Origin of the sequence: Aeromonas sp. S8(2024), from assembly GCF_041403085.1 — a bacterium.
Classification (GTDB): Bacteria; Pseudomonadota; Gammaproteobacteria; order Enterobacterales; family Aeromonadaceae; genus Aeromonas; species Aeromonas dhakensis.
In genome coordinates, this window is sequence record NZ_JBGLRF010000004.1 from 103128 (window position 1) to 125786 (window position 22659).

22 protein-coding genes and 3 tRNA genes are annotated in these 22659 nt (G+C 61.2%); 18 read left to right on the top strand and 7 right to left on the bottom strand.

The window, feature by feature from the left end; all coding sequences use genetic code 11:
* The first annotated feature begins 2 nt into the window (after positions 1-2).
* Both cheD and ACB031_RS13255 read left to right on the top strand, forming a co-directional pair.
* Positions 3-473, top strand: coding sequence for a chemoreceptor glutamine deamidase CheD (gene cheD, locus ACB031_RS13250; RefSeq protein WP_017779177.1), 471 nt, complete (start codon positions 3-5; stop codon positions 471-473).
* A 10-nt stretch (positions 474-483) separates the two neighbouring features.
* Positions 484-1545 carry a chemotaxis response regulator protein-glutamate methylesterase gene (locus tag ACB031_RS13255; protein WP_371139743.1) on the top strand — a complete coding sequence of 354 codons (1062 nt, stop codon included), beginning with the start codon at positions 484-486 and terminating at the stop codon, positions 1543-1545.
* 47 nt (positions 1546-1592) lie between these two features.
* Here ACB031_RS13255 and ACB031_RS13260 read toward each other — a convergent pair whose 3' ends face one another.
* The gene (locus ACB031_RS13260) at positions 1593-2825 is read right to left on the bottom strand and encodes a cysteine desulfurase-like protein (RefSeq protein ID WP_371139744.1); all 1233 of its coding nucleotides are present in this window, start codon (positions 2823-2825) and stop codon (positions 1593-1595) included.
* Between the two features lie 335 nt (positions 2826-3160).
* Here ACB031_RS13260 and ACB031_RS13265 point away from each other — a divergent pair.
* The 7 genes from ACB031_RS13265 to ACB031_RS13295 all read left to right on the top strand — a co-directional run bounded on the left by ACB031_RS13265 (position 3161) and on the right by ACB031_RS13295 (position 7194).
* Positions 3161-3245 (top strand) — tRNA-Tyr (locus tag ACB031_RS13265).
* Between the two features lie 31 nt (positions 3246-3276).
* Positions 3277-3361 (top strand) — tRNA-Tyr (locus ACB031_RS13270).
* A 31-nt stretch (positions 3362-3392) separates the two neighbouring features.
* A tRNA-Tyr gene (locus tag ACB031_RS13275) sits at positions 3393-3477 on the top strand.
* Positions 3478-3611: 134 nt separating this feature from the next.
* Positions 3612-3884, top strand: coding sequence for a hypothetical protein (locus ACB031_RS13280; RefSeq protein ID WP_005303800.1), 273 nt, complete (start codon positions 3612-3614; stop codon positions 3882-3884).
* A gap of 738 nt (positions 3885-4622) precedes the next feature.
* Positions 4623-5360 carry an EAL domain-containing protein gene (locus ACB031_RS13285; protein WP_258120208.1) on the top strand — a complete coding sequence of 246 codons (738 nt, stop codon included), beginning with the start codon at positions 4623-4625 and terminating at the stop codon, positions 5358-5360.
* Positions 5361-5579: 219 nt separating this feature from the next.
* Positions 5580-6944, top strand: coding sequence for a tRNA 5-hydroxyuridine modification protein YegQ (yegQ, locus tag ACB031_RS13290; protein WP_005303943.1), 1365 nt, complete (start codon positions 5580-5582; stop codon positions 6942-6944).
* A gap of 1 nt (position 6945) precedes the next feature.
* The gene (locus tag ACB031_RS13295; protein WP_005303946.1) at positions 6946-7194 is read left to right on the top strand and encodes a YfhL family 4Fe-4S dicluster ferredoxin; all 249 of its coding nucleotides are present in this window, start codon (positions 6946-6948) and stop codon (positions 7192-7194) included.
* An 81-nt stretch (positions 7195-7275) separates the two neighbouring features.
* Here ACB031_RS13295 and alr read toward each other — a convergent pair whose 3' ends face one another.
* Both alr and dnaB read right to left on the bottom strand, forming a co-directional pair.
* Positions 7276-8349, bottom strand: coding sequence for an alanine racemase (gene alr / locus ACB031_RS13300; protein ID WP_017784372.1), 1074 nt, complete (start codon positions 8347-8349; stop codon positions 7276-7278).
* A 176-nt stretch (positions 8350-8525) separates the two neighbouring features.
* Complete coding sequence (gene dnaB, locus ACB031_RS13305; protein WP_010673258.1) at positions 8526-9920, bottom strand: replicative DNA helicase; 1395 nt, start codon at positions 9918-9920, stop codon at positions 8526-8528.
* A gap of 445 nt (positions 9921-10365) precedes the next feature.
* On the opposite strand from dnaB, the gene ACB031_RS13310 reads away from it, so the two are divergent.
* From ACB031_RS13310 to ACB031_RS13335, 6 genes are all read left to right on the top strand, one after another.
* Complete coding sequence (locus ACB031_RS13310) at positions 10366-11226, top strand: Tim44 domain-containing protein (RefSeq protein ID WP_005303956.1); 861 nt, start codon at positions 10366-10368, stop codon at positions 11224-11226.
* 158 nt (positions 11227-11384) lie between these two features.
* A complete protein-coding gene (locus tag ACB031_RS13315; RefSeq protein WP_371139745.1) occupies positions 11385-12926 on the top strand; it encodes an EAL domain-containing protein in 1542 nt (513 codons plus the stop codon).
* Between the two features lie 233 nt (positions 12927-13159).
* Complete coding sequence (locus ACB031_RS13320; RefSeq protein ID WP_371139746.1) at positions 13160-14998, top strand: bifunctional UDP-sugar hydrolase/5'-nucleotidase; 1839 nt, start codon at positions 13160-13162, stop codon at positions 14996-14998.
* A gap of 86 nt (positions 14999-15084) precedes the next feature.
* The gene (locus tag ACB031_RS13325; protein WP_005303965.1) at positions 15085-15426 is read left to right on the top strand and encodes a DUF2956 domain-containing protein; all 342 of its coding nucleotides are present in this window, start codon (positions 15085-15087) and stop codon (positions 15424-15426) included.
* 127 nt (positions 15427-15553) lie between these two features.
* Entirely contained in the window at positions 15554-15889 is a 336-nt protein-coding gene (locus ACB031_RS13330) for a hypothetical protein (protein ID WP_005303968.1), read from the top strand.
* A gap of 113 nt (positions 15890-16002) precedes the next feature.
* Positions 16003-16872, top strand: a complete 870-nt coding sequence (locus ACB031_RS13335; protein ID WP_274437888.1) for a tetratricopeptide repeat protein — start codon at positions 16003-16005, stop codon at positions 16870-16872.
* Positions 16873-16953: 81 nt separating this feature from the next.
* Here the strand turns inward: ACB031_RS13335 and ACB031_RS13340 are convergent, their stop codons facing one another.
* Entirely contained in the window at positions 16954-18360 is a 1407-nt protein-coding gene (locus ACB031_RS13340; protein ID WP_005303974.1) for a sigma-54 dependent transcriptional regulator, read from the bottom strand.
* 139 nt (positions 18361-18499) lie between these two features.
* Positions 18500-19306, bottom strand: a complete 807-nt coding sequence (gene fkpA / locus ACB031_RS13345) for an FKBP-type peptidyl-prolyl cis-trans isomerase (RefSeq protein ID WP_005303977.1) — start codon at positions 19304-19306, stop codon at positions 18500-18502.
* 119 nt (positions 19307-19425) lie between these two features.
* On the opposite strand from fkpA, the gene ACB031_RS13350 reads away from it, so the two are divergent.
* Together ACB031_RS13350 and ACB031_RS13355 are read left to right on the top strand one after the other, a co-directional pair.
* On the top strand, positions 19426-20394 hold the full coding sequence (locus ACB031_RS13350) for a WD40 repeat domain-containing protein (protein WP_371139747.1): 969 nt from the start codon (positions 19426-19428) through the stop codon (positions 20392-20394).
* A gap of 14 nt (positions 20395-20408) precedes the next feature.
* Complete coding sequence (locus ACB031_RS13355) at positions 20409-20624, top strand: SlyX family protein (protein ID WP_005303987.1); 216 nt, start codon at positions 20409-20411, stop codon at positions 20622-20624.
* Positions 20625-20685: 61 nt separating this feature from the next.
* On the opposite strand, the gene ACB031_RS13360 is transcribed toward ACB031_RS13355, so the two are convergent.
* On the bottom strand, positions 20686-21324 hold the full coding sequence (locus tag ACB031_RS13360; protein ID WP_005303992.1) for a peptidylprolyl isomerase: 639 nt from the start codon (positions 21322-21324) through the stop codon (positions 20686-20688).
* Between the two features lie 232 nt (positions 21325-21556).
* Positions 21557-21763 carry a YheV family putative zinc ribbon protein gene (locus tag ACB031_RS13365; RefSeq protein ID WP_005303994.1) on the bottom strand — a complete coding sequence of 69 codons (207 nt, stop codon included), beginning with the start codon at positions 21761-21763 and terminating at the stop codon, positions 21557-21559.
* Positions 21764-21802: 39 nt separating this feature from the next.
* Between ACB031_RS13365 and ACB031_RS13370 the strand changes: the two genes are divergently transcribed.
* Entirely contained in the window at positions 21803-22489 is a 687-nt protein-coding gene (locus ACB031_RS13370; RefSeq protein ID WP_371139748.1) for a hypothetical protein, read from the top strand.
* Positions 22490-22659 lie beyond the last annotated feature (170 nt).

A 22659-nucleotide genomic window follows, 5' to 3' on the forward strand; every position in this document is an offset into this window, starting at 1 on the left:
GTATGAAAGAGGTCATGCTGCAACCGGGCGAGTTCTTCTTTGGGCAGGATGACGCCATCATCCGCACCCATCTTGGCTCCTGCGTGGCCATTACCATGTGGCATCCGGAGCAGAAGCGAGGTGGCATGTGCCATTACATGCTGCCCAGCCGCGGCCACAGCGCACCGGGTCTGGACGGTCGTTATGCCGATGAGGCAATCCAGCTTTTTATCCACGAAATAGGCAAGCACCCCGCCCCCATCCACGAATACGAGGTCAAGCTGTTTGGCGGCGGCAACATGTTTATAGAACAGCAAACGCTCAACACCATGAATGTGGCCATCAAGAACATCAAGGCGGCCTGGCAGCTGACCCAGCACCTGGGCCTGACCATCAAGGCCCATCATCTTGGCCATGCGGGACACAGAAGTCTGATTTTCGAGCTGGCCAACGGCAATGTCTGGGTACGTCATCATCGCTTGCCACACCGCTAAGGGGACGGGAATGAAACAGATAAGAGTCATGCTGGTGGATGATTCCGCCGTGGTGAGGCAGGTGTTGCAGGCCATTCTCGAGCAGGAGCCCGATATCAAGGTGATTGCCACCGCCTCCGACCCGCTGTTTGCACAAGAGAAGCTGAAGAAGGAGTGGCCAGACGTGATCGTGCTGGACGTGGAGATGCCACGTATGGATGGCATCACCTTCCTCACCAAGATCATGGCCGAGCACCCCACCCCAGTGGTGATCTGCTCCTCCCTGACCGAGAAGGGGGCGGAAACCACGCTGCAGGCGATGGCCGCCGGCGCCGTCGACATCATCACCAAGCCCACGGTCGGTCTGAAAAGCTTTCTGCAGGAGTCGGCGCAGGAGCTGGCCATGGCGGTGCGCGCCGCCGCCCAGGCCAATGTCAGACGCCAATTCAGAACCCAGTCCACCACGGTCGCCCCCAAGCTCAATGCCGACGCCATCATGGCGCCAGCCAGCCAGCATGCCATGGCCCAGACCACGGAGCGGATCGTGGCGATCGGCACCTCCACCGGCGGCACCCAGGCACTGGAGGCCGTGCTGACTACCCTGCCCCGGGTCTGCCCGGGCATCGTCATCGTGCAGCACATGCCGGAGAAGTTCACCGCCTCCTTTGCCGAGCGGCTCAACAACCTGTGCCAGATAGAGGTGCGGGAGGCCAGAAGCAACGATCGGGTGATCCCCGGGCTCGCGCTCATCGCCCCCGGCGGCAAGCACATGCTGCTCAAGCGCAGCGGCGCCTACTATCACGTCGACGTGATGGACGGCCCCCTCATCAACCGCCACCGTCCTTCGGTGGACGTGCTGTTTCGCTCGGTGGCCAAGTTTGCCGGCAGCAATGCCACCGGCATCATCATGACCGGGATGGGAGATGACGGTGCGCGTGGGCTGCGCGAGATGCTGGAGGCAGGTGCCAATACCTTTGCCCAGGATGAGGCCTCCTGCGTGGTCTTCGGCATGCCCAAGGAGGCCATCAAGCTCGGCGCCGCCCGCCATGTCCTGCCACTGCAGGATATCCATCACGCCATCGTGGGCCGCTAGCAGACAGATGAGCTGACACAGCCCGGCCTGACCCGGGCTGTGTTGTTTCAATGTGGCATGTCGTCGAGCAGGGCGAACAGGCGATCAATCTCCGCCGAGGTGTTGTAGTGCATGCAACCTATTCGCAGCACACCGTCGCTCACCCCCAGCTGCTCCACCAGCGCCAGCGCATAGAAGTGGCCGGCCCAGCTGCACACCTGATGCTGCCCCAGAAACTCGGCCATCTCGGCTGGGCTATGACGGCTTGAAGTGAGGGCGAAGGTAGGAGTGCGCCCCTTGCTGCCCTGAATGCCGTGCAGGGTGAACCAGGGGCGCTCGGCCAGCCTGGCCAGCAGATGCTCGCTAAGCTGCCGCTCATGGGCCTGGCTGCGGGCAAACGCCAGATCGAGGCGAGCTTCCAGCTCATGCTCGGTGCCGTCCAGCCCGGATAGGGATGCCAGATACTCTACGGTCGCTTCTACTCCCGCCAGCGCCTCCCAGCTCTGGGTACCGGTTTCCCACTTGTAGGGCGCCACATCTTTGGCCGGTTCAACCTTGTAGGGGGTGAAATGCGCCAGGTGGCGATGCTTGCCGAAGAGGATGCCGAGGTGCGGGCCGAAAAATTTGTAGGCGGAACAACCGAGGAAGTCGCAATCCCAGGCCTGCACGTCGATGCGCTCGTGGGGCGCAAAGTGCACCGCATCTACATAGAGCAGGGCCCCCACCCCGTGCACCGCATCGGCGATACGCGGAATGTCGACCAGACTACCCGTGGTGTTGGAGGCCGCTGTCACCGCCACCAGCCGGGTTTTGGGCCCGAGCAGGCTGAACAGATGCGCATAGTCCAGTCCGCCGGTGGCCAGGTCCACCCTTGCCTGATGCACCACCACGCCGCGATCCGCTGCCGCTTGCTGCCAGCTGGAGACGTTGGAGTAGTGATCGAGCGCGCTGACGATAATCTCGTCCCCCGCCTGCCACTCTCTGGCCAAGGCACGACTCAGCGCAAAGGTCAGGGTGGTGAAGTTGGCGCCGAACACTATCTCTTCAGCCCGCTCCGCCCCCAGCAAGGCAGCCACCGCCAGCCTGGCCCGCAGGGCCTGCTGCTCGGTCGCCCTGGCCGAGAAAAAGGGGCCGCCCAGATTGGCGTTGAAGCGGCCGAGGTAATCTGTCATGGCCGTGAGCACGGCGTGTGGTACCTGGGCCCCGCCGGGGCCGTCAAAAAAAACGGGGGTTTTGCCTTCAACCAGCTGATTGAGAGCGGGGAACTGGCCGCGCAACACGGCGATATCGAGAGCCTGCATAGGAGAAGTCCACAATCCATGTTAACAGTTGAATAACATGGCGAGAGTAAAATGCGGCAGCAGCAATGTCCATCAGCGAAGCGGTCAGCCATCACACTTACAAAATAAGGTGAGTTTTTCAGTATAAAACGCTGCCTGATGGCAACCGGCTGGTACGGCACCCAGCCTCGCCACCATCGTGATCAATGCCAGACAGCAGCAGGGAAGTCGTTGATAAGCGTGAAAAATGAGCGACAAATATCAAAAAATGACCGAATGATACTTTTTTGTCGCCAGATATGCCCGCAAGGGGTTCACAAAGAGCGAAGATCTGATAGTATGCGCCTCGCACTTGGGGAGGGGTTCCCGAGCGGCCAAAGGGATCAGACTGTAAATCTGACGGCTCTGCCTTCGAAGGTTCGAATCCTTCTCCCTCCACCATTCAAGTGCAACAATCAGGAAAATACCCCGTGGAGGGGTTCCCGAGCGGCCAAAGGGATCAGACTGTAAATCTGACGGCTCTGCCTTCGAAGGTTCGAATCCTTCTCCCTCCACCATCTTCCTGAACAATTTGTGTAGTACCCCTGTGGAGGGGTTCCCGAGCGGCCAAAGGGATCAGACTGTAAATCTGACGGCTCTGCCTTCGAAGGTTCGAATCCTTCTCCCTCCACCATAATTCAAGAAAACCCGGCCTAGTGCCGGGTTTTCGCTTTTCACGCATCTATCCATTTGACACTGTCAGATCTGACAATTGCCTGTGGGCCCGCTTTTAGAAACAGTATTGCCATATCGTTCAAGGACATGACCATGTTTGAGATCTGGGATGAAGCAGGGCAGGCGAAAGGATTGAACCTGCAGCAGTTGCAGCAGCGGCTGACCAGCTACCGGGGTGAGGTGATGGTGCGTTATATCAACCGCATCGGCTTGCCGACCACCCTGTTTCTGACGGTCGACAAGGGCCTCGCCTATCAGCGTTTCAAGGCAGACACCCCCCTGCTCGACTGGGACTGGCTGGCACAGGCCATAGAGCCAGAACAGCGCAAAACCCCATTGCTGCCGCTTGAGGCCGTTGCCCGCTGATAGTCAGCGCCCGCGATACCGTTACATGCAGAAAAGAATTCAATCTCGGCGTTTATTTTAAAAATTCTGTCCAAGACTTTTACCACAAGCTATTCACTATAGCTGGCCATGCGGCGGGATATATTTTATCAACCAAGCAGTACATTTTTTTAATTCCCACCACCATCCCCCCCATCATTATCCCTGCGAAACATCCCGCCAAGCTATGGCTCAATAAAAACAACCTTGATAAAAGACATTGAAAACTCGCCATCAATATTTTTGATCAGTCACCAAGTCTGTTTCTCATAAACATTCGATTTTCCCCTCCCCTGCTGGCCTGGTTGATGACCCCAGAGGGAACGCCACCTAAGCCCTGCCGGCTTTGCTCTGCTCAAGTGGTAACCAAGGCAGGCCGGCTAGCAGGTAATCCAATGAATGGCAACCCTCGCCAACAGCTTGGCACCCGCCAGTTTGCGTGCCCAATTTTTACCAAATCATGCTGACCTGCCATACAGCGTTGACATACTTGTTCAAGCCGACATTTAGGTACTGTTATTTAATTCCAGAATCCGGTTAACTTCTCTTCTGCATTACTATATGCAGTCAGGAAGCATTGATTTTATATAAACATATTTCATCTAGGCACGTAAATATATCCATTCGGCTAACTCACCCATATTATCAGAGAATTCCTACAGAACATTCCGCGCTCCCTCCGCTATTATCCACGGCCATATCCGTCAACAGGTGAGTGCCGTGTTTGCATTTCAAGAAGAGTACCCAATGAGTGACATGGCAAGCATCCCGGTGGCCGAGCTTGCTGTGCCCTTCTATCAGCCGATCATAGGGCGAGATCATCAGGTCAAGGGTTATGAAGTGCTGGCCAGACGCTGGGATCCGGCTCAGCTGAGTTATCAGGGCATCGATTTTCTCTCCCTCAGTGAGGAGCAGTCACTGCATCTGGACATCGTCATGCTCAGAGCCGTCATGCGGGATCTGCCGACCCTGGCAAAGGCGGGCTCCTATCTGCTCTCCATCAACCTCAACCCGACCCTGAGCAGCCCCACCTATCAGAACCTGTTGCTGCTGGTGTTGATGCAGGCGCGCAAGCTGGGGATCGAGATCTGGTTCGAGGTGCTGGAGCACGCCCCGCTGCACCCTCCGCATCGGGCGCTGATCGAGGTGCTGCGCGAGCACGGTGCCCACATCGCCTGCGACGATTTTGGCACCCAGGCCTGCAACTTCCAGCGAGTGATGGCGCTACCCTACGAGATCATCAAGCTGGATCGCTCCCTGCTGCTGCAAGCCAGCAAGACACCCCATGCCCTGCGCATGCTGACCGGTCTGGTGGAGTACCTGCAGCGGCTTGGCATGAAGGTGGTGTGCGAAGGGGTCGAAACCCTGCAGCACATCGAGACAGCCAACCGGCTCGGCTGCGACTATCAGCAGGGCTACGCCTACGCCATGCCTTCCCCCCTCTCCCGCTGGGCCTGAGCGGCCCATTTTACCCGTCGACTCGCGCCGGGGATGATTCCCTGCCAAATTGCATGATGCGGTGAGGGCGAGTACAATCTCGCACCCGGTTTATCCGGCCGATGCCGGGTATGCCGTGACCTGGTGTACGGTGTGAGTATCCACTCCCGGCGCAGCTCAACCCATACGACGCCATCAGGTGGCGCCGTCCTGATTTGCAATCAGACATAAGAGTCCGACATGTTTAAACCAGAATTGCTCTCCCCCGCAGGTTCCCTCAAGAACATGCGTTACGCCTACGCCTATGGCGCCGATGCCGTCTATGCCGGCCAGCCCCGCTACAGCCTGCGGGTGCGCAACAACGAATTCGATCACGAGAACCTGCAGCTCGGCATCAACGAAGCCCATGCCCTCGGCAAGCAGTTCTACGTGGTGGCCAACATCCAGCCCCACAACTCCAAGCTCAAGACCTTCATCCGCGACATGCGCCCCGTGGTGGAGATGAACCCGGATGCGCTGATCATGTCCGACCCCGGTCTCATCATGATGATGCGTGAAGCCTTCCCGGACATGCCCATTCACCTCTCGGTGCAGGCCAACGCGGTCAACTGGGCCACGGTGAAGTTCTGGCATCAGATGGGCCTGACCCGTGCCATCCTCTCTCGCGAGCTGTCGCTGGACGAGATCGAAGAGATCCGCATGCAGGTGCCGGAGATGGAGCTGGAAGTGTTCGTCCATGGGGCGCTGTGCATGGCTTATTCCGGCCGCTGCCTGCTCTCCGGCTACATCAACAAGCGCGATCCCAACCAGGGCACCTGCACCAACTCCTGCCGCTGGGAGTACAAGGTGCACGAGGGTAAAGAGGACGAGGTGGGCCAGATCGTCCACCGTCAGGAGCCTATCGCCGTGCAGAAAGTGGACCCGACCCTGGGTGCCGGCAAACCGACCGATGCGCTGGTGCTGCTGGAAGAGTCCAACCGCCCGGGCGAGTACATGAGCGCGTTCGAGGACGAGCACGGCACCTACATCATGAACTCCAAGGATCTTCGCGCCGTCGAGCACGTGGAGCGGCTGACCAGGATGGGCGTCCATTCGCTCAAGATCGAAGGCCGTACCAAGTCCTTCTACTACTGCGCGCGCACCGCCCAGGTCTATCGCAAGGCCATCGATGATGCGGTAGCCGGCCGGCCGTTTGACCGCAGCCTGATGGGCACCCTCGAGAACCTGGCCCACCGCGGCTATACCGAGGGCTTCCTGCGCCGTCACAACCACAGCGAATACCAGAACTACGACTACGGCTACTCTGTCTCCGACACCCAGCAGTTCGTCGGCGAGATCACCGGTCGCAACGGCGACATGGTGGAAGTCGAGGTGAAGAACAAGTTCCTGGTGGGCAACAGCCTGGAACTGATGACCCCGCAGGGCAACCTCAGCTTCAATCTGGAGCAGATGCAGAACCGCAAGGGCGAGCTTATCGACACAGCGCCGGGCAACGGCCACGTGGTCTACGTGCCGGTACCGAAGGAAGTGGACGTTAACTACGGCATCCTGCTGCGCAACCTCGGCGAGCGCGAGGACACCCGTCAGCCCCACTCGGCCGCCTGAGATGTCCCTGCTCATCACCGACAAGTGCATCAACTGTGACATGTGCGATCCCGAGTGTCCGAACCAGGCCATCAGCCTTGGCGAGGAGATCTACGAGATCGACCCCAGTCGCTGCACCGAGTGCGTCGGTCACTACGAGAAGCCGACCTGCATCAGTGTCTGCCCTATCGACTGCATCATCTGGGATCCCGCTCACGTGGAAACCGAAGAGCAGCTGATGGAGAAGTTTGTGCGGATGCACCGGCAGTAACATCGGTAATCTGCAGGTCGCAACAACATCATAAAAAAAGCCCCGCATGCGGGGCTTTTTCACGTTTGGCGCTCACGGCACCTAGACGTATTCCATAAAGACCCGGGAGGTAAGCTTGGTGATGAGCTCGTAGGGAATGGTGCCGATCTGGTCGGCCACCCGCTCCACCGGCAAGCCCTCACCCCACAGCACCGCCTCGTCGCCCGCCTTGTCGGTGGCGCCTGGGCCGAGATCCACCGTGGTCATGTCCATGGAGACCCGCCCCACCAGGGGTACGATGCGGCCATTGACCAGCACAGGCGTGCCGTTGGGGGCCATCCGTGGATAACCGTCACCGTAACCGATGGCGATGACCCCGAGCCGGGTATCGCGATCCGACACCCAGTTGGCGCCATAGCCCACCGGCTCGCCCGCCTTGTGATCCCGCACCGCAATCAGTTGTGTCTTGAGGGTCATCACCGGCTGCAGGTCGTAATCCGCCGCCACCGTATTGGGGAAGGGCGAGACGCCGTAGAGGATGACGCCCGGGCGCACCCAGTCGCAGTGGGAGTCCGGCCAGGCCAGGATGCCCGCCGAGTTGGCCATGGCCCGCTCACCCAAAAGCGGCGCGGTCAGCTGGCTGAACAAGTCGATCTGCTCGCGGGTGGTGGGCTGCTCCAGCTCATCGGAGCGGCTGAAGTGAGTCATGATGTTGAACGGCTGCACCACGTTCTTGCACTTGCCGAGCCGCTCGATAAAGGCAGGCATCTCGTCGGCCCGTACCCCGAGCCGGTGCATGCCGGTGTCGAGCTTGAGCCAGGCCACCACGGGGGCAGGCAGCTCGGCCTGCTCCAGCGCTTCGAGCTGCTCCCAGGTGTGCACCGCGGTCTGCAGGTTGTTGGCCGCCAGCACCGGCAGGTCGGCGGCGCTGAAGAAGCCCTCCAGCAGCACGATGGGCTTGACCACGGCGCAGGAGCGCAGCATCAGCGCCTCTTCGATGCGGGCCACCGCGTAGGCGTCCGCATCCACCAGGGTGCGGGCGACCGGCAGCAGACCGTGGCCATAGGCGTTGGCCTTGACCACCGCAATGATCTTGCATTGGGGAGCGTGTCGTTTGACCACGGCGAGGTTGTGGCGCAGGGCCGCTGTATTGATTTGGGCGATAGCCGCTTTCATCTGTTTTCCCTTACGAGGGCATGATAACGCGCCAACGCGTCAGGCACCGGGTGGTGTCAGCCCTCAAATGTCATCGTCTAAGGCCGGACCGGCAGAATTGTCGAACCGGGAAAACTGTTTATGGAACTCTCTTTACCATCATCAGGGGGACGCACGCAGAGCGGGTCACCTGATGATCAGTAGTCATCATCAAACGCCGGACCCGCGTAGTTGTCAAAACGCGAGAACTGCCCCTGGAAGGTGAGCCGCACTCTTCCTATCGGGCCGTTACGCTGTTTGCCGATGATGATCTCGGCGATCCCCTTGTCGGGGCTGTCGTCGTGATAGACCTCGTCGCGGTAGATGAACATGATCAAGTCCGCATCCTGCTCGATGGAGCCCGATTCCCGCAGGTCCGAGTTGACCGGGCGCTTGTCGGCGCGCTGTTCCAGGCTTCGGTTGAGCTGGGAGAGCGCCACTACCGGGCACTGCAGCTCTTTCGCCAACGCCTTGAGGGAGCGGGAGATTTCACCGATCTCCAAAGTACGGTTGTCGGAGAGGCTGGGCACCCGCATCAGCTGCAGGTAGTCCACCATGATCATGCTGATGCCGCCGTTGTCCCGCGCCACCCGACGGGCGCGCGAGCGCACTTCGGTCGGGGTCAGGCCGGAGGAGTCGTCGATGTACATCTTGCCCTTCTCGAGCAGCAGCCCCATAGTGGAGGAGAGACGGGCCCAGTCCTCGTCATCGAGCTGACCGGTCCGCACCTTGGTCTGGTCAATGCGCCCCACCGAGGCGAGCATACGCATGATGATCTGCTCGGAGGGCATCTCGAGGGAGAAGATCAGCACCGGCTTGTCGGCGGTGAGCGCCGCGTGCTCGCACAGGTTCATGGCAAAGGTGGTCTTGCCCATGGAGGGACGGGCCGCGACGATGACCAGATCCGAGCGCTGCAGGCCGGCGGTCATCTTGTCCAGATCGTTGTAGCCCGACGAGACGCCGGTCACCCCGTTGTGGGGGGTTTTGAACAGCTCTTCAATCTTGTCGACGGTCTGCTCGAGGATGAGCTTGAGCGGCTGGGGGCCCTCGTTGGCGCTGGTGCGCTGTTCGGCGATCTGGAACACCTTGCTCTCGGCAAGATCCAGCAGATCGTTGGAGGTGCGGCCCTGGGGCTCGTAACCCGCTTCGACTATCTCGTTGGCGACCGAGATCATCTCCCGCACCACCGCCCGCTCACGCACGATCTCGGCGTAGGCGCTGATGTTGGCGGCACTCGGGGTGTTCTTGGCGATCTCCACCAGATAGGCGAAGCCACCGGCCTCTTCCAGTTGCTCGGAGCGCTCGAGCTCCTCCTGCAAGGTGATGAGGTCAATGGGGTTGCCCGCGTTGGAGAGGCGGGTCATGGCCTGGAAGATCAGGCGGTGCGGGCGGCTGTAGAAATCCTTGTCGATCACCCGTTCGGCGACCCGATCCCAGGCCTCGTTGTCCAGCATCAGGCCGCCCAGTACGGACTGTTCGGCCTCAAAAGAGTGGGGAGGTACTTTCAGCTGTTGTGTCTTGGCGTCTTTTTTCGCCGTCACTTGCTCTGCCATACACATAAAAACCGCAGCGGGAAGGGGACGGGAATTTTACAAAAGAAACCCCGCCATCGCGAGCGCAAATACGCGCTATTCACTTCTCTGTGGCCCAACCGCCCTCCTGTTGGTTGCTGCCATCGCCTCCTGATGTCCGTTGCCGCGCAAAACGGGGCTCAAACCACGATAAAGGGCCAGACCAGGGTCAGTTCACCCTTGCTCTGTCTGGCTTTGCTGCGCAGTTTGCGCTCCTTGCGGCTCAACCGTCTGTTTTTCATGGGACACACTCCTGCCATTGACACCCACACGACGTGGTTCTTCGTTCATGAATAATTCATGCCAATCATGGTACATATCGGCCCAAGCTGCGACACATTTAGGGACATGCAGCCTGCCATGCGCCTCGCTTAGCTTGCCAAAGCAGAGCATGCCCCACCCACAGACGAGAGTGAAAAGAGTCAAAATGAAAAAGATGCTGACCCTGTTTGCCGTGATCCTGGCCATTGGCCTGGGGGCACCTCACGCCGAAGCCAAGAAGTTTGGCGGCGGCAAATCCTTCGGCAAGAGCTACAAGACGGCGCCGGCCCAACCCGCCGCCAAGCCGGTCGACACCAAGAACCCCACCGTGGGCGCCCAGACCCCGCCGAAAAAGAGCGGCATGATGGGTGGTCTGCTGGGTGGTCTGCTGGCCGGCGGCCTGTTCGCCTACCTGCTGGGCAGCGGCGCCTTCGAAGGCCTGCAAGGGATGGACTTCCTGCTGATCGCCCTGCTGGCACTGGGCGGCGTGTTCCTGTTCCGCACCCTGCGCAAGGGCAAGATGGCGGCATCGCAGCAGCAACAGACGGCCTATGCCGGCTATCAGCCGCCCCAGAGTGCGGCTCCCCAGCAGTTCGAGCAGAACCACAGCGCCCCGCAGGCCACCGGTTTCGCCGACAGCGACGTGCCGTTCCGCCTGCCGCCAGGTTTTGACATGAACGGTTTCCTGGCCGGCGCCCGCGATCACTACCGCACCCTGCAGGAAGCCTGGAACAAGAACGATCTGGAGAAGATCCGCGAATACGTCAGCCCCGAGCTGTTCGAGCAGCTCAAGGCCGACCGCGCCGAACTGACCGGTGAGCAGCACACCGAGGTGATGTATGTGGATACCCAGCTGGTGCGCGCCGACTACGGCAGCGACTGGGCCCAGGTGAGCGTGCGCTTCAGCGGCCGCTACATGGATCGCCAGGAGCAGGTCGAGGAGGACATCAAGGAGGTGTGGCACCTCGAGCGCAACCTGGCCAAGGACAATGCACCCTGGCACATCGTCGGCATCGAGCAGCTGTAAGCTCGACCAGCCAGTGATGATGGATAAAGGCGGCCTGCGGGCCGCCTTTGCTTTTTGGTGGTCGCTGAAGCCCCTTGTGGTGGCTAGGAGATTGAGGTGTGATTGTGTAGTATGTCCGACCTTTTTTTGTTCAATTGAACCTTCACGAGGCGTGGTACATGATGTTCCCCTTTCTGCGTAGCAGCAACATGCCTCGTCTCCTGGCCAGCCTGCTCTGCTGCGCCACCCTGATCCTCATCTCCCTTGCCACCCTCTACTGGCAAACCTGGTCGATGACCCGGCAGCAGGCCCAGACCGCCGCCGAGCGCGCCATCACGCAGATCGACAGCGCTCTCTCCCATTCGACCCAGGCGGCCATGGCGGCCCTGCCGCTGGCCAGCCGCCCCTGTCGCGAGGTGGCCCGCGAGCTGCGGGTGCTGGTCGCCACCTCCCCCTATGTGCGCTCGATCAACCTCTCCCGCAACGGCCGCCTCTACTGCTCCTCCATCTTCGACGAGATCGATCTCGAGGACCGGCTGCAGGACGATCGCCACGAGCGGCTCAGGCTGGAGGCCGTGACCCGGCTCGGACGCAAGCCGTCGCTGCTGTTTTATCACCTGAGCGAGGGGAACAACGCCGTGGTGGTCGCCATCAACCCCTATCACCTGAGCAAGCCGCTGCAGTGGCGCCTCGCCGGGGCGCACAGCTGGGTACAGATAGGCGAGCAGTGGCTCGACCTGCGTGGCAAGGTGCACGATGGCCAACCGCCCAGGCTGCGAGGCTTCAACTACCGGCTCGACTCGGCGGCATTCAACTACAGCCTCAATCAGGGATTTTCGCTGAGCGCCGTGCTGACCACCACCTTGCAAAAACAGAGCACCATCATACTGCTGATCCTGCTCCTGGGAGGGCTGGCCGGCCTCGCCACCTACCGCTGGTGGAGCCATATCTCGACCCCTACCCAGGAGCTCAGACGCGCCATCATCAAGCAGGAGTTCATCCCCTATCTGCAACCCATCGTTGTCAGCCAGAGTGGCCAGCTGCACGGCTGCGAGGTGCTGATGCGCTGGCAGCATCACAGCCAGGGGCTGATCCGGCCGGATCTCTTCATCCCGCTGGCGGAGGAGAGCGGCCTCATCATCCTGATGACCCAGACCCTGATGCAGCAGGTGCGGCTGCAGTTCGCCCCCCATGCGGCGGCGTTGCCACCCCGCTTCCACTTCAGCTTCAACATCTGTGCCCGTCACTGCCAGCAGCTGAGCCTGGTGGATGACTGCCGCACCTTTCTCGCCGCCTTCGCCGCCAGCGAGGTCACCCTGGTGCTGGAGCTGACCGAGCGCGAGCTCATCACCCCCAACCAGCTCACCGGGCAGCTGTTTGACGAGTTGCGGCAGATGGGGGTCAGGATAGGGCTGGACGACTTTGGTACCGGCCACTCCAGCCTCACCTATCTGCAGCAGTTTCACGTGGACTATCTCAAGATCGATCAGAGCTTCGTCGCCATGATCGGCACCAACGCCCTCTCCCGCCACATTCTCGACAGCACCATCAACCTGGCGACCCGGCTGGGGTTGAAAACCATCGCCGAGGGGGTCGAGACCCGGGAGCAGGCCGACTTCCTCACCGAGCGTCACGTCGACTACCTGCAGGGCTATCTCTATGGTCGCCCGCTCACCCCGCAACAATTTCTGCAGCGGCTGAACATCATTTCGGCCCCCTGAATCCCGCTCGGGTACGGCAGGGTTGCATCACCCGCCGTGCTGATGGAAAATCCCCGCCGCGCCCCTGTCCTGCTGCGCAAAATCACGCAAACGTTTATTTGCTTTATTAATGTGCAGTAGCTCAAAGGAATCAGCTCTGTTTATTTCCAATTATTACTTTTTGCCTAGAATCGCCACACTCCTGTCATGCAGGAACGATATACAGGACTATAACAACAAGAGGAATATTACCGATGAAGAAGACGCTACTGGCCGTCACTGTCTCTATTACCCTGTTCGGGCTGACCGCCTGCAATTCAGAAAACAGCAGCAAGGAACATATTCCGCTGGATCTGACCATTGCCCACATCAATGATACCCATGCCCACCTCGACCCGACCGAAAATGCCCTGGCGATCCAGCCGAGCGGGCAGGAGCTGTTCAAGTTCAACGCCAAGCTGGGCGGCTATCCGCGTCTGAAGTTCAAGCTGGACGAGCTGCGCAGCCAGGCGACCAGCGAAGGCCGCAACTTCATGGTGCTCAACGGTGGTGACGCCTTCCAGGGCACCCTCTACTTCACCCAGTTCAAGGGGGAAGAGGAGTCCCGACTGCTCTCCGACATGGGTATCGATGCCATGGTGCTCGGCAACCATGAATTCGATCTGGGCAACCAGGCAATTAAAGACTTCGTCTCACGGGTGAATTTCCCGGTATTGGCTTCCAATATGGTGAAATCCAGTAGCGCCACCCTGAAGGACAGCGAGAATATTCACGAATATGTCATTAAGGAAGTCAATGGCGAGAGCGTGGGCATTTTCGGACTGGTGCTGGAAAATATGCATGATATTTCCTCACCGGACAAAGACACCCAATTCCTGCCGATGATTGAGACCGCCCAGAAAATGGTCGACACCCTCAAGTCCAAGGGTGCCAACAAGATCATCATGGTCACCCATATCGGCCTGCAAAATGACCAGGCGGTCGCCAAGGCTGTCAACGGCATCGACCTGATCGTCGGCGGTCACTCCCAGACCTTCCTCGGCGACATCACCGAGCTCAACAGCATCGGCTACACCGCCCACAACCAGAACCCGGCCGACGACAACACCTATGCCCAGATCGTCAACAACCCGGACGGTGGCAAGACCTGTATCGTGCAGGCCGGTGAATGGGCCAAGGGCTACGGCCTGGTCAACGTCTCCCTGAGCAAGGAAGGCGAGCTCACCAAGTGTGAAGGGCGCAACACCCTGATGACCGGCGACGACTTCACCAAGGAAGTGGCCAAGAAGAAGGTTCCGCTGAGCGGCACCGAGCAGACCAACGTGGTCGACTTCATCAGCAAGTCTCCGGTCATCGAGATCGTGCCGGAAGACACCGCCATGCGCGACGTGATCGACACCGAGTACAAGCCGGCCGTGGCCGAGCTCGAGGCCAAGATCATCGCCGACGTGCCGACCAAGTTGCCCCACGTGCGCGTGCCGACCACCCCGGACGGCGCCGGCCTCATCGATCCCCTGGTGGCCGAATCCCTCTACTGGAAGCTCAACAAGCTCAACACCAAGGTGGACTTCACCATCCAGAACGCCGGTGGCGTGCGTGCCGACGTGAACGCGGGCCCGCTCTCGGTCGGTTACGTGATGGGGACCCTGCTGCCGTTTGGCAACAAGATCGCCGCCTTCAACCTCAAGGGCAAGGACGTGCGTGCCACCCTGGAGTATGCCGTTGACTACTCCATCGGTCTGGAGACCGGGATTGCCGCCTCCAGCGGTGCCTTCCCCTACGTCGGCCACCTGAGCTACACCTACGACGGCAAGCTGGCCAAGGGCTCCCGCATCACCAAGCTGGAGATGCTGGACGCCAACGGCCAGTGGCTGCCGCTGGATGACGAGAAGGTCTACCGCGTTGGTGCCAACACCTACATCGCCTCCGGCAAGGATGGCTACAGCGGTCTGCTCAAGCGCGAAGAGCTGCCCAACAAGGGTGACTACGTCGACTCCGGCGTGGGCGAGAACGAGATGTTCATGGAGTACGCCGAGTCCCAGGGCACCCTCAATCCGCTGCCCTATGCGACCGTGACCTACTACAAGCCCTGATCCGGCTCACAAGCTGTTGCAACGGCGCCTGAGGGCGCCGTTTTTATGGCATACTCCCCGCCAATCGATGCCGAGGAGACCTTTTGATGGCGAAGTACGACAAGATTTCCCCCGAGACCCAGCAGGAGGCGATGAAAATTGCCCGCGCCAACCAGAAACCGGGACAGACCAAGGAGCAGACCCAGCTGATCGCCCAGGGGATCCAGAAAGGCATAGACGAATACAAGAAGCAGATGAAGGCGCGGGCCCGCGAGGCCAATCGCCAGAAAAAACTGCAGGCCAAGGCCAAACAGTCTCACCCAGCGCAGCAGGATGAGGAGCAGGACGACATCGTCGAACTGGTGGAAGTGACCCGCCAGCATCCCCTGCCCTGGCTGCTGCTGGGATTGAGCTGGCTCGGCTTTGCCGCCTGGTACTGGCTGCGCTGAGACGCCGCCGGCAAACCTTTGCCTGGGATCTTCTTCACAGCCCGGGCCCTTGTGGCTGGTCATCCCGGCTGCGGGCTGATTAAATCCCACCACTGCTGTTTACCCCCCCTTTTTCAGGATACCCGTTATGAACCCGGCTCCCCTCTATCTGTTGGCCCCCCTGGTGCTGTTTATCGTGACCCTGCTGCTCTATCGCATCTCGCCGCTGCGAGCGGTCGCGGCCGGCAGTGCCCGCTGGTTCATCCTGCCCGCCTTCACCCTCTTCATTCTGCTCATCATCATCAATGGTGCGGCAGACCCGAGCCTGCGCAACCCGGCCTTCCACTGGCTGATGCCGGGGCTCGGCTTTGCCCTCAGCCTGTTTCCGGCCCTGCCCAAGGCACTGGTGCCGCGCCTCGCCATCAAGGAGGGAGCCTTCGCCGCCCTCGGCCTGATGCTGATGAGCCTGGCCATGGTCTACTGACCGGCTGGCCGCTGCCATTGCCATGACTCAAGGGGCGCTCTGTGACGAGGGCCCCTTGTACAAACAATGGCTTGCAGGCATCTTGGTGAAAGGATCGCCAGCAAGGAGGCCAGATGGACAATCCGCCTGATTTCATGGCGCAGTGGGATTACAAGGACCCCGCCGCCACCGCCCTGCGTTTTCATGCTCTGCTGCCCGAGGCGCGCGCCGCCGCCGACCTGCAATACGAGCTGGAGCTGCTCACCCAGATAGCCCGCACCCATTCGCTGCAACGCCAGTTTGCCGAGGCGCACCAGCTGCTCGACGAGATAGAGCCCCGCCTCACCGAAGCGACCCCGCGGGCCCGCCTGCGCGCCCTGCTGGAGCGCGGCCGCACCTTCAACTCCGCCGGCGACAAGGCCAGCGCCAGGACGCTGTTTGAACAGGCGTGGCAGCTTGGGCTCAAGCACAAGGAGCTCTATCTCGCCATCGATGCGGCCCACATGGTGGCCATCGCCGCCCCGCTGGAGGAGCAGAGCCGCTGGCATCAGCTGGCGATGGAGCTGGCGGAACGCAGTCAGGATCCAAAGGTGCGCGGCTGGCTCGCCACCCTCTACAACAATCAGGGTTGGACCCTGTTCGAACTGGGCCGGCTGGATGAGGCCCGTCAATGTCAGCAAAAATGCCTGGCCTGGCACGAGCAGCACCACAATCAGGCCAAGGCCTTTATCGCCCGCTGGAGTCTGGCCCGCCTGAGCCGGGCCCAGGAACAACACGAGCAGGCCCGGGCCGAGCTGACCCAGCTGAAGGACGACATGGCCGCCGCAGGCGCGCCCGAGGATGGCTATGTGTTCGAAGAGCTGGGGGAGAATGCGCTGGCGCTGGATGATCCGGCCGCCGCCGAATACTTCGCCCGCGCCTGGTTTCTGCTGTCGCAGGATCGCTGGCTCAAGGCCAACGAGGCCGAGCGGCTGGCCAGGCTCAAGGCGCTGGGCAAGCTCTAGTCAACCATCGTCAGAAACGCAGCGGGGCGGCCAATGGGCCGCCCCGCACGCTTCATCCCCCGAGGGGGTAGCCTCAGGACGTCAGACCAGGCTCGCCTCTTCCCAGCTCTGTTTCTTGCGATAGATGGTGGAGGGGCTGATCTCCAGCAGGGCCGCCGCCTTGGGAATGTTGCCGTCACAGCTGGCGATGGCCTGCTCTATGGTCTCTTTTTCCACCAGCCAGAGCGGGCGGATCGGGGCATTGGACATCACAGGCTCGGTGCTGCCGACCGGCGCCGGTGCGGATACCGCCAGCGGCAGGCCCCCCCGGCTGCCGTTGAGGGGCGGCGGCAAGATGTCAGGGCTCACCAGCTCGCGGTCGTTGAGCACCACTATGTTGCGCACCACGTTCTGCAGCTCACGCACGTTGCCGGGCCAGGGGTAGTCGAGCAGCACCCGCGCCGCCTCGGCATCGAAATCCTTGAAACGCTTGCTCTCTTCCTTGGCGTAGCTCTGCAACAGGTTGCGCGCCAGCAGCAGTATGTCCTCGCCCCGCTCGCGCAGCGGCGGCAGGCTCAGCGGGATCACGTGCAGCCGGTAGTAGAGATCCTCGCGAAAACGCCCTGCTTTCACCTCCACCAGGGGATCCCGGTTGGTGGCGCAGACGAAGCGCACATCCACCGTCTCCAGCTTGCCGCTGCCGACCCGCTGCAGGGTGCCGGTCTGGATGAAGCGCAGCAGCTTGCTCTGCAGGTCGAGATCCATCTCGCAGATCTCGTCGAGGAACAGGGTGCCGCCATCCGCCAGGCTGGCCGCCCCCTTGCGATCCCCCTGGGCGCCGGTGAATGACCCCTTCACGTGACCGAAGATCTCGCTCTCCATCAGGTCATGGGGAATGGCGGCGCAGTTGAGGGCGATGAAGGGTTGCTCGCGACGCGGGCTGCACTGGTGGATGGCCTCGGCGCACACCTCCTTGCCGGTGCCGCTCTCGCCGGTGATGAACACGGTCGCCTTGCTCGGCGCCGCGCTCTCGATGATGCGATAGACCGCCTGCATCGGCATGGAAGCACCGATGAAACCGGCAAACGAGCTGCGCTCAAAGTTCTCCCGGTACTGGGCCACCAGCGAGCTGAGTTGCTGGTGCTTGAAGGCGTTGCGAACGGTGGCGCACAGCCGCTTGCCGTCAAATGGCTTGGTCAGAAAGTCGAAGGCGCCGAGCCGCATCGCCTCCACCGCCACGTCCACCGAGCCGTGGGCGGTGATCACCACCACCGAGCAGGGCAGCTGCTGTTCGGTGATCTGTTGCAGAATGTCCATGCCGGACATGTCGGGCAGCTCGAGATCCAGCAGCACCACGGGGGGCGGGCTGCTCAGCAGCTGGGCCAGGGCCTGCTGGCCGCAATCAGCCCCCAGCACCTCATAGCCATCCTGGGCCAGATACTGTTCATAGACCACTGCCAGACTGCGGGTATCTTCCACCAGCAGGACTCGGGGTTTGCTTTCCGCCACGGCGCCATCCTTGCAATTGATTTTGTTGTCTATTTCGCCATCTTAGCACAGTTGGCGACTCTCTCTTTTATCCCGCCATTCGGCAGGATATACAAGCAAAAACGGCTCCCTAAGGAGCCGTTTTTTCAACGCGGGCCGTTTACTTCTTGGCGTTCTCGCCATCGGCAGCCGGCTTCTCGATGGCCAGCAGCTCAACGTCGAACACCAGCACGGCGTTGGCCGGGATGGAGCCTGCACCGTGCTCGCCATAGGCCAGCTTGGACGGCAGGAAGAACTTGAACTTGGAACCGACCGGCATCAGCTGCACGCCTTCGGTCCAACCCGGGATCACCTGGTTGAGCGGGAAGGTGGCCGGCTCGCCACGATCGACGGAGCTGTCGAACTTGGTGCCGTCGGTCAGGGTACCGGTGTAGTGTACCTTGACGATGTCGGTGGCCTTCGGCTTGGCGCCGGTACCCATCTTCTCGACCTGGTATTGCAGGCCGGATTCGGTGCTCTTCACGCCCTCTTTCTTGGCGTTGGCAGCCAGGTACTCTTCACCCTTCTTCAGGTTCTCCACCGCATCCTTGTCAGCCTTGGCCTTGGTCAACTCGTTGATCTTGGCATCGTATTGCTGCAGAACCTTCTGGATATCCTCGTCGGTCATCTTGGCTTCTTTGCCCAGACCGTCGGTGACGCCCTTCAGGATCACGGCATTGTCCAGCTTGATGCCGAGCTCCTGCTGGCGCTCCAGGGTATTGGCGATATAACGACCCATGGAGAGGCCAATTGCATAGCCGGATTGCTCTTCAAAGCTCTTGGCTTCAGCCTTGGGGGCCTCTGCCGGCTTGCTGGCTTCTGCCTTGACCTCTGCGGTATTCGCAGCAGTCTTCTCGTCTTTTTGGCAAGCAGTCAGACCTACGGCAACCGCCGCAGCCAACAGGGACACCTTCAGAAAATTGTTCATCAGTTTCTCCAAAACTCTAAATACCGCTCTCGGTTCCTTCGTGAAATGAGAGGTTTATCGTGATAAGCGCCTTATACTAACGCCGTGATCGCAGGTAACGAAAGCATGAGACAGGAAAAATGATAAAAAGTGCCATTTATCTCGTCGCGGTTTGCCTGATACTGACAGGCTGCGAACAGAGCTCATCGCCGGACCGGCAACTGACCCTCGCCAGCCAGGGGCTGCTGAGCGCCGATCTGGCCAGTGACGGCAAGCAGGCCATCGTCTCCAGCCTGGGCCAGGGCACGGTAGTGTGGGACCTGGAGCAGGACAAGGAGCGCTGGCGCTGGCGCCAGTCCGGCAATCCGGACGACTTCGTCATCATTACCCGCTTCTCGGCGGACAACAGCCACGCCGTGACCGCCAGCCTGAATACCTTCGGGATCTGGCGCCTCAAGGATGGCCAGTCCCAAGGCTACTATTCGCTTCCTGAATCCAGGCTGAGGGACATCGCCCTCTCCGCCGACGGTCGCCAGGTGCTGATCGGCCGGGAGGACGGCAAGGCGGAGGTGGTGGACACCCGCACCGGCCGCAGATTGCAATTCCTCGGCCACACCGAGCAGGTCAACACAGTCGACATCTCCCCCAACGGCCGTTACGCCCTCACCGGCGGCAACGACTACAGCGCCTACCTGTGGGATACCCGCAGCGGCCAGGTGGTGTGGCGCTTCAACCACGCCGGCCGGGTGGTATTGGCCAGGCTCGACCCGAGCGGACGGCTCGCCTTCACCGCCGACAGCCGCCAGGCCAGCATCTGGGATCTGACAACCGGCAAGGAGCTGAGCCGGCTGCAATTCGACCACCGCTTCGAGGTCTACACCACGGCGCGCTTTGCCAACGACGGCAAGTGGCTCATCACCGGCGCCCCCTCCCGCCAGCTCTCCCTGTGGCAGGTGAGCGACGGCAGCCTGCTGCAGAGCTGGCGCGTCTCGCCCCATCCCAAGGTGAAACCACCGAGCGCAGTGGTCTACGGCGTGGCTTTGCGCGACAATAGCCACCTTGTCAGCGCCAGCTCCAGCGGCCTGGCCGAAATCTGGACTATCAAGTAAGGACCAAAAGGCCCATGAGTCAGCAATTAAACGATCGCCTCGAAACCCTGGAAAGCCGCCTCGCCTTCGCCGAATACACGGTGGAGCAGCTCAACGAGGAGGTCACCACCCAGGGGCGCGAGCTGGATCGGCTCAAGCATCGGATCCAGCTGCTGGTGGACAAGCTGCAGAGCGTGCAGCCAAGCCAGATCGCCAGCATGGCCGAAGAGACCCCGCCGCCGCACTACTGAGTACGCAGCCATAAAAAAACCCGCGCCAGGCGCGGGTTTTTTATCATCGGCAATGCCGTGATCAGTGCTGATGGCCCTTGCCACCGCAACCGCCGCCACCGCAGCAGCCGCCGTGACCATGGTCGTCGCCGTGGTCATGACCGTGATCGTGGCCGTGATGGCCACCGCCGCAGCAACCGCCGTGTTCATGGTCGTGACCATGATCGTGGTCGTGGCCATGATCGTGACCGCAACCACCGGCACCGTGCACGTGGCCGTGGGCCAGCTCTTCGGCAGTGGCGGCGCGCACGTCCTTGATCTCGACCTTGAAGCCCAGGGTCACGCCGGCCAGCGGATGGTTGCCATCCACCTTGACGAACTCTTCGGACACTTCGACCACGGTCACCGGACGGTGACCTTCGTCGGTCTCGGCCACAAAAGTATCCCCTTCAGACACTTCCATGCCGTCGAACAGCTCGCCCGGCACTTCTTGCACCAGGTTCTCGTCGTACTCGCCATAGGCCTGGCTCGGCGTCAGGGTGACGTCGAACGCCTCGCCCACGCTGCGCCCTTCCAGCTCGGCTTCGAGGCCAGAGACCAGATAACGGGTACCGTGCAGATACACCAGAGGCTCTTTACCGACAGTGGTGTCGATGACTTCACCGTGTTCGTCGGTGACCGTGTATTCCAGCGTAACCACGCTCAGGGGAGCTACTTTCATGTCAGGGATCCTGCGGATAGAAAAAAACGGGCCCAGAATACCTCAAAAAGGCAGACAAGCATATGGTGGGCCCGGCTCAGTCGTGATGAAAAAGCCAGCAGGGGATGGCAATGCAAAGCCGCCCGCCATCCCGTTGGCCGGCACTCATGGGAGTGAGCGGCGCGCTGGCCCGTGCAGACTGGCGGCCGCCATCAGCCCGAGGGATAGGCACCATCTGCGCTCTGCCCCTCCATTATTCCGGGCGAAACACCCCGATCACCTGCTCGGTCTCGCGGGTTACCCTGGCCACCTCGGCCTCGGTCTGCACCTGGGTGTCCCCGCACTCGACGCAGGTCACCTTCTCGACTCCATGCTCCATATACAGCATCATGGTGTCCATTTTGCCGCACGCCGGGCAAACAGCCCCGGCAATGAAGCGTTTTTTACGTCTGGTTTCCATTTTTGTTACCTCCAGGCAGCATCATATCAGGGTTTTTACATGCATCACGCCATCGAACATCAGCATTTTTTCACCCCCCATCTGCAAGTCGGCGTTCGCAAACGCGTGCCGGCAGGGCAACTGCTGCGGATTGCACGGGGTGCGGCACTGCTGCGACTCGGCGCCCATGAGCTGCTGCTGACGGCGGGAAACCACTTCTGGCTCTGTGCCGATGCCCTGGCCGCGTTCAGCCCGCTGGCCGGCTGCCGTTACGATCTGCTGACCTGCTCGGTGCGTGTCGACCAGCCCGCCCAGGCGGGCTGGCTGCAACCCGGCCCGCTGCTGGATCCCCTGTTCGACAGCCTGGCCGACTGGCAACGCCCCCGCGACTGGCACGGCGCCTACGGTCACCGGCTGCAGGTACTGCTCGACGAGCTACAGGGCTGCCCCATCCAGCCGCAGGCGGATGTTGCGCTGCAGACTGCCTGGCAGGGGCTGGCCGCTGGCCTGGCTGGTGGCAACGAGGCATGGCAGCAGGCGCTGGCGCAGCGCGGCCTCAGCGAGCCGGCACTAGCGGCCGATGCCCTGCGGGCGCAGTGGCAGCTGCTGCAGGCGGTGCGTCTGCTCAAGAGCGGCAGCAAGGCTCCTCAGGTGGCGAGCAAACTCGGTTACGAGGATGAGAGCACCCTCGATTGCGCCAGCCAGCAGTGGCTCGGCTGCCCGCTGGCAACCCTGCTCGCGGTCTGACCGCCCCCTCGCAGCTCGGCCCCCGGCGGTTCGCACCAGGGCGGATCGCCGCAATAAATGGATGAAATGAGTCCAGTTTTACGGCAAACGGTCGTTAATAACGGAAGGGCCATTTCTCCTATAATCCTTTATGCTAGGGGCCTGAATCGACTGATACCGTTTTGACTCAC

Coding starts and splice junctions, on each gene's coding strand:
- ACB031_RS13310 (WP_005303956.1), top strand. CDS start 10,366: ATGAAAAAGATGCTGACCCTGTTTGCCGTGATCCTGGCCATTGGCCTG.
- cheD (WP_017779177.1), top strand. CDS start 3: ATGAAAGAGGTCATGCTGCAACCGGGCGAGTTCTTCTTTGGGCAGGAT.
- ACB031_RS13280 (WP_005303800.1), top strand. CDS start 3,612: ATGTTTGAGATCTGGGATGAAGCAGGGCAGGCGAAAGGATTGAACCTG.
- ACB031_RS13320 (WP_371139746.1), top strand. CDS start 13,160: ATGAAGAAGACGCTACTGGCCGTCACTGTCTCTATTACCCTGTTCGGG.
- ACB031_RS13295 (WP_005303946.1), top strand. CDS start 6,946: ATGTCCCTGCTCATCACCGACAAGTGCATCAACTGTGACATGTGCGAT.
- ACB031_RS13330 (WP_005303968.1), top strand. CDS start 15,554: ATGAACCCGGCTCCCCTCTATCTGTTGGCCCCCCTGGTGCTGTTTATC.
- ACB031_RS13360 (WP_005303992.1), bottom strand. CDS start 21,324: ATGAAAGTAGCTCCCCTGAGCGTGGTTACGCTGGAATACACGGTCACC.
- ACB031_RS13315 (WP_371139745.1), top strand. CDS start 11,385: ATGATGTTCCCCTTTCTGCGTAGCAGCAACATGCCTCGTCTCCTGGCC.
- ACB031_RS13370 (WP_371139748.1), top strand. CDS start 21,803: ATGCATCACGCCATCGAACATCAGCATTTTTTCACCCCCCATCTGCAA.
- fkpA (WP_005303977.1), bottom strand. CDS start 19,306: ATGAACAATTTTCTGAAGGTGTCCCTGTTGGCTGCGGCGGTTGCCGTA.
- ACB031_RS13260 (WP_371139744.1), bottom strand. CDS start 2,825: ATGCAGGCTCTCGATATCGCCGTGTTGCGCGGCCAGTTCCCCGCTCTC.
- ACB031_RS13355 (WP_005303987.1), top strand. CDS start 20,409: ATGAGTCAGCAATTAAACGATCGCCTCGAAACCCTGGAAAGCCGCCTC.
- yegQ (WP_005303943.1), top strand. CDS start 5,580: ATGTTTAAACCAGAATTGCTCTCCCCCGCAGGTTCCCTCAAGAACATG.
- ACB031_RS13325 (WP_005303965.1), top strand. CDS start 15,085: ATGGCGAAGTACGACAAGATTTCCCCCGAGACCCAGCAGGAGGCGATG.
- dnaB (WP_010673258.1), bottom strand. CDS start 9,920: ATGGCAGAGCAAGTGACGGCGAAAAAAGACGCCAAGACACAACAGCTG.
- ACB031_RS13335 (WP_274437888.1), top strand. CDS start 16,003: ATGGACAATCCGCCTGATTTCATGGCGCAGTGGGATTACAAGGACCCC.
- ACB031_RS13350 (WP_371139747.1), top strand. CDS start 19,426: ATGATAAAAAGTGCCATTTATCTCGTCGCGGTTTGCCTGATACTGACA.
- ACB031_RS13365 (WP_005303994.1), bottom strand. CDS start 21,763: ATGGAAACCAGACGTAAAAAACGCTTCATTGCCGGGGCTGTTTGCCCG.
- alr (WP_017784372.1), bottom strand. CDS start 8,349: ATGAAAGCGGCTATCGCCCAAATCAATACAGCGGCCCTGCGCCACAAC.
- ACB031_RS13255 (WP_371139743.1), top strand. CDS start 484: ATGAAACAGATAAGAGTCATGCTGGTGGATGATTCCGCCGTGGTGAGG.